This window comes from Monashia sp. HAY1-5C (genome assembly GCF_056755255.1).
Genome location: NZ_JBPGXG010000143.1, coordinates 1 through 10810, shown reverse-complemented (window position 1 = coordinate 10810; position 10810 = coordinate 1). Strand labels below are relative to the sequence as shown.

The 10810-nt window shown below is 72.2% G+C and carries 6 protein-coding genes and 2 pseudogenes; 4 read left to right on the top strand and 4 right to left on the bottom strand.

All coding sequences use genetic code 11. The features are described 5' to 3' along the window. Positions 1-144: 144 nt before the first annotated feature. The 4 genes and pseudogenes from ACR9ZK_RS18000 to lysS (ACR9ZK_RS17985) all read left to right on the top strand — a co-directional run. Positions 145-972 (top strand): MerR family transcriptional regulator, encoded by an 828-nt coding sequence (locus tag ACR9ZK_RS18000; RefSeq protein WP_481343328.1) that lies wholly within the window; start codon positions 145-147, stop codon positions 970-972. A 201-nt stretch (positions 973-1173) separates the two neighbouring features. Beyond that, positions 1174-2085, top strand: coding sequence for a type IV toxin-antitoxin system AbiEi family antitoxin domain-containing protein (locus ACR9ZK_RS17995; RefSeq protein WP_481343329.1), 912 nt, complete (start codon positions 1174-1176; stop codon positions 2083-2085). A 191-nt stretch (positions 2086-2276) separates the two neighbouring features. Further along, entirely contained in the window at positions 2277-3587 is a 1311-nt protein-coding gene (locus ACR9ZK_RS17990; protein ID WP_481343330.1) for an adenylosuccinate synthase, read from the top strand. Between the two features lie 39 nt (positions 3588-3626). Next, positions 3627-5372: pseudogene (lysS, locus tag ACR9ZK_RS17985) on the top strand (lysine--tRNA ligase); the annotation flags it as partial. A gap of 24 nt (positions 5373-5396) precedes the next feature. On the opposite strand, the pseudogene lysS (ACR9ZK_RS17980) reads toward lysS (ACR9ZK_RS17985), so the two are convergent. The 4 genes and pseudogenes from lysS (ACR9ZK_RS17980) to ACR9ZK_RS17965 form a co-directional block, all read right to left on the bottom strand. Beyond that, positions 5397-7184, bottom strand: a pseudogene (gene lysS / locus ACR9ZK_RS17980) (lysine--tRNA ligase); the annotation flags it as partial. Between the two features lie 39 nt (positions 7185-7223). Beyond that, positions 7224-8534 (bottom strand): adenylosuccinate synthase, encoded by a 1311-nt coding sequence (locus ACR9ZK_RS17975; protein ID WP_481343330.1) that lies wholly within the window; start codon positions 8532-8534, stop codon positions 7224-7226. 191 nt (positions 8535-8725) lie between these two features. Continuing rightward, positions 8726-9637, bottom strand: coding sequence for a type IV toxin-antitoxin system AbiEi family antitoxin domain-containing protein (locus ACR9ZK_RS17970; RefSeq protein WP_481343329.1), 912 nt, complete (start codon positions 9635-9637; stop codon positions 8726-8728). A gap of 201 nt (positions 9638-9838) precedes the next feature. After that, positions 9839-10666, bottom strand: coding sequence for a MerR family transcriptional regulator (locus ACR9ZK_RS17965; protein WP_481343328.1), 828 nt, complete (start codon positions 10664-10666; stop codon positions 9839-9841). Positions 10667-10810: the final 144 nt, after the last annotated feature.

The following is a 10810-nucleotide window of genomic DNA, read 5'->3' as shown; positions in this document are numbered from 1 at the left end:
TCCGTCGTCGGCAGCGTCAGATGTGTATAAGAGACAGGGTCGGTGGAGCACCACCGACCGGCAGCCCGTTCTCGCGTCCCGGCCGACCCCGATGCCTTCCGTCCTTGACCCTGACACGGTGTCAGGCGGTGCCATGGTCGGACCATGTTGAGTATCGGAGACTTCGCCCGGCTGGCCGGGGTGTCGGTGCGCATGCTGCGCCACTACGACGCCCTCGGTCTGCTGCCGCCGGCCCGCGTCGACCCGGACTCGGGCTACCGGTCGTACTCGACCGCGCAGCTCGACCGGGCCAACCGGCTCGTGGCGCTCAAGGACCTCGGCTTCACGCTCGAGGACTGCGGTCGCCTGCTCGGTGACGACGTGCCCGTCGAGCAGCTGCGCGGGATGCTGCGGCTGCGTCGGGCCGAGCTCGCCGCGCAGATCGACGCCGACCGCGCGCGCCTGCAGCAGGTCGAGCAGCGTCTCCGGATGATCGAGAAGGAGCACGCCATGTCACCTGTCGCCCTCGACGCCTACACCGAGCAGGCCCTGCCGGCCGCCCGCCTCGTCCAGCTGTCCGGACGCGTGCCGGACGGCGAGCAGGTCGGCGACGTCGTCGGCCCCCTCTTCGGGCAGGTCGAGCACGCCGTCTCGGCCGCACCACTCGTCCCGACCGGCCCGTCGATGGGGCACTACACGATGGACGGCGACGCCCTGGTCGCTGCCGCGGCCTACCCCGTCGGGCCCGAGGTCGGGCCGGCCGAGGCCGCCGCCGCGGGCCTCGAGCTGGCCGAGCTCCCGGCGCAACCGCGGGCGCTGGTCACGACCCTTCGCGGGCCGCTCGGCGGGATCTCCGAGGCGTGGCAGACGCTGTCGCGCGAGGTGGAGGCGCGCGGGCTCTCCTTCGCAGGGCCGTGCCGCGAGGTCTACCACGCAGCGCCGGCCGACCCCGACGCCACCTGGGTCATCGAGCTGCAGCAACCCGTCGCCTGAGGCCGTCCGGTCGGCGCCCGGTCGGCGCCCGGTCCGTTCGTGGGCGTTCGGTCCCTTGGTCGGTGGTGCACCACCCACCAAGGGACCGAATCGTGCACGAGGAGCCGGGACGCGTCCACACCCCTGACGCGGGCGGGGGTGATCTCCACAGCCCCCGGGCAGGGTGTCGCGCCCCCCTCCCGAAACCACGAGGCTCAGGGCATGGATCCCGCGCTCATCGCCCGCAACGACGTGTTCTCGGCCGGCCGCGCCACCGAGCTGGGCCTGACCCGTGCCGACCTGCGTCGACTCCTGCGTGACGGCAGCGTGGTTCGGCTGCACCGCGGCTGGTACGCCACACGAGTGCCCCGCGACGACGCCGACCGGCACCGGCTCCGCGTGGAGGCACTCCTGGTCGAGTACGCCGGACGCGCCTTGGCGGCTGACGCATCGGCGTTGCTGCGTCTGGGGATCGCCACGTGGCGGCCGGACCTGCGAAGGGTCCACCTGGCCCTCACCGACCCCGGCCTGAACCGCCACCGCAAGGCCGACCTCGTCGTCCATCCGCACCGGACGTCCGCGCCGGAGCTGGCTCCGCGGCCGGCGGGAGGGACCGTCCATCCGGCAGTCGCGATCGCGTCCGTGGGGCTGAAGGACCCCCGCTCGTTCCTCGTGCCCGCCGACGACGGGCTCCGCCGGGGCCTCGTGACGGCCGACGAGCTTCGCGCCGCGGTCGCGGGACTGGGCCGGCGGCACGGTGCCGCGGGGGTGCGGGCGGTGCTCGACTGGTGCGACGCCCGGCACGAGTCGCCCGGCGAGACGCTGCTGTCCCACCTGCTCCGGGCGGCGGGGCACGACCTCGAGCCGCAGTTCGTCGTGCCGGGCACGGAGCGGTGGACCCGAGGCGGCCGCGGCTACCGAGTCGACCTGCGGCTGACGGGGACCCGCGTGCTCGTCGAGTTCGACGGTCGGGTGAAGTACGAGGACCGGCAGGTCCTGTGGGAGGAGAAGCTGCGCGAGGACCGCATCCGGTCGCTGGGTTGGGTGGTCGTCCGGGTGACCATGGCAGACCTGCGCGACCCGGCCGCGCTGCGAGCGCGGGTCGACGCGGCTCTCGCCCTCGCGGCTGCGTGACCGATGCGTCACCCGGGTGGTGCTGGGACCTTTCGGTGCGTGGTCTGACACTCACAGACAGACGCAGCGCTGACGAAGTGCGCCGGGGCTCACGAGGCCGGGGTCCGGGCCGGGCTCGGACGGCGTCCGGGGCACCGGCCGGCAACCGATAGCCTTGCCGTTGGCTTGGACCACAACCGGAAGGCAGACCGATGCCGGCGATCGTGCTCGTGGGAGCGCAGTGGGGCGACGAGGGCAAGGGCAAGGCGACCGACCTGCTCGGCAGCAGCGTCGACTACGTCGTCAAGTTCAACGGCGGCAACAACGCCGGCCACACCGTCGTCATCGAGAAGGACGGCAAGCGCGAGAAGTACGCGCTGCACCTGCTGCCGTCCGGGATCCTGTCCCCGAACTGCGTGCCCGTCATCGGCAACGGTGTCGTCATCGACCTCGGTGTCCTCTTCGAGGAGCTCGACGGCCTCGACGCGCGCGGCGTCGACACGAGCAAGCTCAAGGTCAGCGCCAACGCGCACGTCATCCCGCCGTACAACCGGACCCTCGACAAGGTCACCGAGCGCTTCCTCGGCAGCCGCCGCATCGGCACGACCGGTCGCGGCATCGGCCCGACGTACGCGGACAAGATGAGCCGCATCGGCATCCGGGTCCAGGACCTCTACGACGAGGGCATCCTGCGCCAGAAGGTCGAGGCCGCCCTGGCCGTCAAGAATCAGGTGCTCGCCAAGATCTACAACACGCGCGCCGCGGACGTCGACGAGGTCGTCACCGAGCTGCGCTCGTACGCGGAGCGGCTCGCGCCGATGGTCACCGACACGGCGCTCGAGCTGGTCCAGGCCCTCGACCGCGGCGAGACCGTGCTCTTCGAGGCCGGCCAGGCGACCCTCCTCGACGTCGACCACGGCACCTACCCGTACGTCACCTCGAGCAACGCCACCGCGGGCGGCGCGTGCACCGGTTCGGGCGTGCCGCCGACCCGCATCGACTCGGTCATCGCCATCCTCAAGGCCTACACGACGCGCGTCGGAGAAGGGCCGTTCCCCACCGAGCTGCACGACGACATGGGTGAGTTCCTCCGCAAGACCGGTGCCGAGTTCGGCGTCACCACCGGACGTCCCCGCCGGTGCGGCTGGCTCGACGTCGTCATCGGCCGCTACGCCCAGCGGGTCAACGGCGTCACCGACTTCGTCGTCACCAAGCTCGACGTGCTCACCGGTCTGTCCACGGTCCCGATCTGCGTCGCCTACGACGTCGACGGCGTCCGCCACGACGAGATGCCGGTCAGCCAGAGCGACTTCCACCACGCGACCCCGATCTACGAGGAGATGCCGGGCTGGTGGGAGGACATCACCCACTGCCGCACCTTCGAGGAGCTGCCCGAGAACGCGCAGAAGTACGTGCTGCGGGTCGAGGAGCTCATCGGCGCCCGCGTCTCCGCGATCGGTGTCGGTCCGGGCCGGGACGAGATCATCGAGCGTTTCCCGCTCAAGCCCAGCGTCGCGAGCTGACCGCTGACCCACGAACCTGCTTGGACCCGAAGGACATCCATGAGTGACACGGTTGCCCCCGCCGCCCCGGAGCCGGCCCCCGAGGCCACCACCGAACCGCTCGACTGGGTGACGCGTCTGGCCGACGACGTCATCGCCGAGGCGAGGCACCGCGGCATCGACACCATCGTCTGCGCGTCCGGCATCAGCCCGTCGGGGCCCATCCACCTCGGCAACTTCCGCGAGCTCATCACGCCGCACCTCGTCGCCGACGAGATCAAGCGCCGCGGCATCGCGTGCGAGCACATCCTGTCCTGGGACGACTTCGACCGCTTCCGCCGCGTGCCCAAGCGCCTCGAGGGCGTCGACGAGTCGTGGGAGCAGTACATCGGCATGCCGCTGACGTCGGTGCCCGCCCCGGCCGGGTCGCCGCACGCCAGCTGGGCCGACCACTTCAAGGCGCCGCTGCTCGAGGCGATGGCCGCCACCGGCATCGAGGTGCGCCAGATCAGCCAGACCGAGCAGTACCGCGCGGGCGCGTACCGCGAGCAGGTCCTCCTCGCGATGCGCGAGCGGGTCGCCATCGACAAGGTCCTCGACCAGTACCGCACCCTGGAGGCGGAGGCCGACGCGCGGCAGCGGGCCACCGGCAAGGGCCGACGCCAGGACCCCAAGGCCGCGCAGCTCACCGAGGAGCAGGCGGCCGCCGCGACCGAGGCCGAGCGCGGTTCGGGCGCCGCGGCGGAGGACGACGGCAGCGAGGGCACCGCCGGTTACTTCCCGTTCAAGCCGTACTGCACCGTCTGCCGCACCGACTTCACGACCGTCACCGCCTACGACGACGACACGCACGAGCTCGCCTACGCCTGCACGAGGTGCGGGCACACCGAGACCGTCGACCTCGACACCTTCACCGACGGCAAGCTCGTCTGGAAGGTCGACTGGCCGATGCGCTGGGCCTACGAGGGCGTGCTGTTCGAGCCGTCCGGCGTCGACCACCAGAGCCCGGGCAGCAGCTTCGTCGTCGGCAAGGACCTCGCCCCCGTCTTCGGCTGGGAGCGCCCGATCGGCCCGATGTACGCGTTCGTCGGCATCGCCGGCATGGCCAAGATGAGCTCGTCCAAGGGCGGGGTCCCGATCCCGAACGACGCGCTGGAGGTCATGGAGCCGGCGGTGCTGCGCTGGCTCTACGCCCGACGCCGCCCGAACCAGAGCTTCGACGTCGCCTTCGGCCCCGAGCTGCAGCGGCTCTACGACGAGTGGGACGCCCTGAACCGCAAGGTCGAGGCCGGCGCCGCGCAGCCGGGCGACCTCGCCGCCCACCTGCGCGCCTCCTCGACGGCCTCCGGCCCGCTGCCCTCGACCCCCCGGCCGATGCCGTTCCGGACCATCGCCTCGGTCATCGACATCACGCAGGGCGACGAGGCCCAGGCGGTGCGCCTCCTGTCCGAGCTCGACCCCGACCACCCGGTCGACTCCATCGAGGACCTGCGCCCGCGCCTCGACTGCGCCGAGCGCTGGATGCTCGGCTACGTCCCGGCCGAGGACCGCACCGTCGTCCGCGAGACGCCGGACGCCGAGCTGCTCGGCAGCCTCGAGGACCCGCAGCGCGAGTCGCTGCGCCTGCTGCTCGAGGGCCTCGACGCGCACTGGTCGGTCGACGGCCTGACCCACCTCGTGTACGCGGTGCCGAAGATCCAGCGCGGCATCGACCCCGAGGCCAAGGTCAAGGACCCCGAGCTGTCCGCGGCCCAGCGGGCGTTCTTCGTCCTCGTGTACCGGCTGCTCGTGTCCAAGGACACCGGTCCGCGCCTGCCGACGCTGCTGCTGGCGGTCGGCGCCGACCGCCAGCAGCAGCGTCGGCAGGCGCGGACCGGTGTCCTTGGACACGAGCAGCCGGTACACGAGGACGAAGAACGCCCGCTGGGCCGCGGACAGCTCGGGGTCCTTGACCTTGGCCTCGGGGTCGATGCCGCGCTGGATCTTCGGCACCGCGTACACGAGGTGGGTCAGGCCGTCGACCGACCAGTGCGCGTCGAGGCCCTCGAGCAGCAGGCGCAGCGACTCGCGCTGCGGGTCCTCGAGGCTGCCGAGCAGCTCGGCGTCCGGCGTCTCGCGGACGACGGTGCGGTCCTCGGCCGGGACGTAGCCGAGCATCCAGCGCTCGGCGCAGTCGAGGCGCGGGCGCAGGTCCTCGATGGAGTCGACCGGGTGGTCGGGGTCGAGCTCGGACAGGAGGCGCACCGCCTGGGCCTCGTCGCCCTGCGTGATGTCGATGACCGAGGCGATGGTCCGGAACGGCATCGGCCGGGGGGTCGAGGGCAGCGGGCCGGAGGCCGTCGAGGAGGCGCGCAGGTGGGCGGCGAGGTCGCCCGGCTGCGCGGCGCCGGCCTCGACCTTGCGGTTCAGGGCGTCCCACTCGTCGTAGAGCCGCTGCAGCTCGGGGCCGAAGGCGACGTCGAAGCTCTGGTTCGGGCGGCGTCGGGCGTAGAGCCAGCGCAGCACCGCCGGCTCCATGACCTCCAGCGCGTCGTTCGGGATCGGGACCCCGCCCTTGGACGAGCTCATCTTGGCCATGCCGGCGATGCCGACGAACGCGTACATCGGGCCGATCGGGCGCTCCCAGCCGAAGACGGGGGCGAGGTCCTTGCCGACGACGAAGCTGCTGCCCGGGCTCTGGTGGTCGACGCCGGACGGCTCGAACAGCACGCCCTCGTAGGCCCAGCGCATCGGCCAGTCGACCTTCCAGACGAGCTTGCCGTCGGTGAAGGTGTCGAGGTCGACGGTCTCGGTGTGCCCGCACCTCGTGCAGGCGTAGGCGAGCTCGTGCGTGTCGTCGTCGTAGGCGGTGACGGTCGTGAAGTCGGTGCGGCAGACGGTGCAGTACGGCTTGAACGGGAAGTAACCGGCGGTGCCCTCGCTGCCGTCGTCCTCCGCCGCGGCGCCCGAACCGCGCTCGGCCTCGGTCGCGGCGGCCGCCTGCTCCTCGGTGAGCTGCGCGGCCTTGGGGTCCTGGCGTCGGCCCTTGCCGGTGGCCCGCTGCCGCGCGTCGGCCTCCGCCTCCAGGGTGCGGTACTGGTCGAGGACCTTGTCGATGGCGACCCGCTCGCGCATCGCGAGGAGGACCTGCTCGCGGTACGCGCCCGCGCGGTACTGCTCGGTCTGGCTGATCTGGCGCACCTCGATGCCGGTGGCGGCCATCGCCTCGAGCAGCGGCGCCTTGAAGTGGTCGGCCCAGCTGGCGTGCGGCGACCCGGCCGGGGCGGGCACCGACGTCAGCGGCATGCCGATGTACTGCTCCCACGACTCGTCGACGCCCTCGAGGCGCTTGGGCACGCGGCGGAAGCGGTCGAAGTCGTCCCAGGACAGGATGTGCTCGCACGCGATGCCGCGGCGCTTGATCTCGTCGGCGACGAGGTGCGGCGTGATGAGCTCGCGGAAGTTGCCGAGGTGGATGGGCCCCGACGGGCTGATGCCGGACGCGCAGACGATGGTGTCGATGCCGCGGTGCCTCGCCTCGGCGATGACGTCGTCGGCCAGACGCGTCACCCAGTCGAGCGGTTCGGTGGTGGCCTCGGGGGCCGGCTCCGGGGCGGCGGGGGCAACCGTGTCACTCATGGATGTCCTTCGGGTCCAAGCAGGTTCGTGGGTCAGCGGTCAGCTCGCGACGCTGGGCTTGAGCGGGAAACGCTCGATGATCTCGTCCCGGCCCGGACCGACACCGATCGCGGAGACGCGGGCGCCGATGAGCTCCTCGACCCGCAGCACGTACTTCTGCGCGTTCTCGGGCAGCTCCTCGAAGGTGCGGCAGTGGGTGATGTCCTCCCACCAGCCCGGCATCTCCTCGTAGATCGGGGTCGCGTGGTGGAAGTCGCTCTGGCTGACCGGCATCTCGTCGTGGCGGACGCCGTCGACGTCGTAGGCGACGCAGATCGGGACCGTGGACAGACCGGTGAGCACGTCGAGCTTGGTGACGACGAAGTCGGTGACGCCGTTGACCCGCTGGGCGTAGCGGCCGATGACGACGTCGAGCCAGCCGCACCGGCGGGGACGTCCGGTGGTGACGCCGAACTCGGCACCGGTCTTGCGGAGGAACTCACCCATGTCGTCGTGCAGCTCGGTGGGGAACGGCCCTTCTCCGACGCGCGTCGTGTAGGCCTTGAGGATGGCGATGACCGAGTCGATGCGGGTCGGCGGCACGCCCGAACCGGTGCACGCGCCGCCCGCGGTGGCGTTGCTCGAGGTGACGTACGGGTAGGTGCCGTGGTCGACGTCGAGGAGGGTCGCCTGGCCGGCCTCGAAGAGCACGGTCTCGCCGCGGTCGAGGGCCTGGACCAGCTCGAGCGCCGTGTCGGTGACCATCGGCGCGAGCCGCTCCGCGTACGAGCGCAGCTCGGTGACGACCTCGTCGACGTCCGCGGCGCGCGTGTTGTAGATCTTGGCGAGCACCTGATTCTTGACGGCCAGGGCGGCCTCGACCTTCTGGCGCAGGATGCCCTCGTCGTAGAGGTCCTGGACCCGGATGCCGATGCGGCTCATCTTGTCCGCGTACGTCGGGCCGATGCCGCGACCGGTCGTGCCGATGCGGCGGCTGCCGAGGAAGCGCTCGGTGACCTTGTCGAGGGTCCGGTTGTACGGCGGGATGACGTGCGCGTTGGCGCTGACCTTGAGCTTGCTCGTGTCGACGCCGCGCGCGTCGAGGCCGTCGAGCTCCTCGAAGAGGACACCGAGGTCGATGACGACACCGTTGCCGATGACGGGCACGCAGTTCGGGGACAGGATCCCGGACGGCAGCAGGTGCAGCGCGTACTTCTCGCGCTTGCCGTCCTTCTCGATGACGACGGTGTGGCCGGCGTTGTTGCCGCCGTTGAACTTGACGACGTAGTCGACGCTGCTGCCGAGCAGGTCGGTCGCCTTGCCCTTGCCCTCGTCGCCCCACTGCGCTCCCACGAGCACGATCGCCGGCATCGGTCTGCCTTCCGGTTGTGGTCCAAGCCAACGGCAAGGCTATCGGTTGCCGGCCGGTGCCCCGGACGCCGTCCGAGCCCGGCCCGGACCCCGGCCTCGTGAGCCCCGGCGCACTTCGTCAGCGCTGCGTCTGTCTGTGAGTGTCAGACCACGCACCGAAAGGTCCCAGCACCACCCGGGTGACGCATCGGTCACGCAGCCGCGAGGGCGAGAGCCGCGTCGACCCGCGCTCGCAGCGCGGCCGGGTCGCGCAGGTCTGCCATGGTCACCCGGACGACCACCCAACCCAGCGACCGGATGCGGTCCTCGCGCAGCTTCTCCTCCCACAGGACCTGCCGGTCCTCGTACTTCACCCGACCGTCGAACTCGACGAGCACGCGGGTCCCCGTCAGCCGCAGGTCGACTCGGTAGCCGCGGCCGCCTCGGGTCCACCGCTCCGTGCCCGGCACGACGAACTGCGGCTCGAGGTCGTGCCCCGCCGCCCGGAGCAGGTGGGACAGCAGCGTCTCGCCGGGCGACTCGTGCCGGGCGTCGCACCAGTCGAGCACCGCCCGCACCCCCGCGGCACCGTGCCGCCGGCCCAGTCCCGCGACCGCGGCGCGAAGCTCGTCGGCCGTCACGAGGCCCCGGCGGAGCCCGTCGTCGGCGGGCACGAGGAACGAGCGGGGGTCCTTCAGCCCCACGGACGCGATCGCGACTGCCGGATGGACGGTCCCTCCCGCCGGCCGCGGAGCCAGCTCCGGCGCGGACGTCCGGTGCGGATGGACGACGAGGTCGGCCTTGCGGTGGCGGTTCAGGCCGGGGTCGGTGAGGGCCAGGTGGACCCTTCGCAGGTCCGGCCGCCACGTGGCGATCCCCAGACGCAGCAACGCCGATGCGTCAGCCGCCAAGGCGCGTCCGGCGTACTCGACCAGGAGTGCCTCCACGCGGAGCCGGTGCCGGTCGGCGTCGTCGCGGGGCACTCGTGTGGCGTACCAGCCGCGGTGCAGCCGAACCACGCTGCCGTCACGCAGGAGTCGACGCAGGTCGGCACGGGTCAGGCCCAGCTCGGTGGCGCGGCCGGCCGAGAACACGTCGTTGCGGGCGATGAGCGCGGGATCCATGCCCTGAGCCTCGTGGTTTCGGGAGGGGGGCGCGACACCCTGCCCGGGGGCTGTGGAGATCACCCCCGCCCGCGTCAGGGGTGTGGACGCGTCCCGGCTCCTCGTGCACGATTCGGTCCCTTGGTGGGTGGTGCACCACCGACCAAGGGACCGAACGCCCACGAACGGACCGGGCGCCGACCGGGCGCCGACCGGACGGCCTCAGGCGACGGGTTGCTGCAGCTCGATGACCCAGGTGGCGTCGGGGTCGGCCGGCGCTGCGTGGTAGACCTCGCGGCACGGCCCTGCGAAGGAGAGCCCGCGCGCCTCCACCTCGCGCGACAGCGTCTGCCACGCCTCGGAGATCCCGCCGAGCGGCCCGCGAAGGGTCGTGACCAGCGCCCGCGGTTGCGCCGGGAGCTCGGCCAGCTCGAGGCCCGCGGCGGCGGCCTCGGCCGGCCCGACCTCGGGCCCGACGGGGTAGGCCGCGGCAGCGACCAGGGCGTCGCCGTCCATCGTGTAGTGCCCCATCGACGGGCCGGTCGGGACGAGTGGTGCGGCCGAGACGGCGTGCTCGACCTGCCCGAAGAGGGGGCCGACGACGTCGCCGACCTGCTCGCCGTCCGGCACGCGTCCGGACAGCTGGACGAGGCGGGCGGCCGGCAGGGCCTGCTCGGTGTAGGCGTCGAGGGCGACAGGTGACATGGCGTGCTCCTTCTCGATCATCCGGAGACGCTGCTCGACCTGCTGCAGGCGCGCGCGGTCGGCGTCGATCTGCGCGGCGAGCTCGGCCCGACGCAGCCGCAGCATCCCGCGCAGCTGCTCGACGGGCACGTCGTCACCGAGCAGGCGACCGCAGTCCTCGAGCGTGAAGCCGAGGTCCTTGAGCGCCACGAGCCGGTTGGCCCGGTCGAGCTGCGCGGTCGAGTACGACCGGTAGCCCGAGTCCGGGTCGACGCGGGCCGGCGGCAGCAGACCGAGGGCGTCGTAGTGGCGCAGCATGCGCACCGACACCCCGGCCAGCCGGGCGAAGTCTCCGATACTCAACATGGTCCGACCATGGCACCGCCTGACACCGTGTCAGGGTCAAGGACGGAAGGCATCGGGGTCGGCCGGGACGCGAGAACGGGCTGCCGGTCGGTGGTGCTCCACCGACCCTGTCTCTTATACACATCTGACGCTGCCGACGACGGA

Bases quoted from the DNA above. Each gene is read 5' to 3' on its own strand.
- ACR9ZK_RS18000 (WP_481343328.1), top strand. From the start codon at position 145: ATGTTGAGTATCGGAGACTTCGCCCGGCTGGCCGGGGTGTCGGTGCGC.
- ACR9ZK_RS17995 (WP_481343329.1), top strand. From the start codon at position 1,174: ATGGATCCCGCGCTCATCGCCCGCAACGACGTGTTCTCGGCCGGCCGC.
- ACR9ZK_RS17990 (WP_481343330.1), top strand. From the start codon at position 2,277: ATGCCGGCGATCGTGCTCGTGGGAGCGCAGTGGGGCGACGAGGGCAAG.
- ACR9ZK_RS17975 (WP_481343330.1), bottom strand. From the start codon at position 8,534: ATGCCGGCGATCGTGCTCGTGGGAGCGCAGTGGGGCGACGAGGGCAAG.
- ACR9ZK_RS17970 (WP_481343329.1), bottom strand. From the start codon at position 9,637: ATGGATCCCGCGCTCATCGCCCGCAACGACGTGTTCTCGGCCGGCCGC.
- ACR9ZK_RS17965 (WP_481343328.1), bottom strand. From the start codon at position 10,666: ATGTTGAGTATCGGAGACTTCGCCCGGCTGGCCGGGGTGTCGGTGCGC.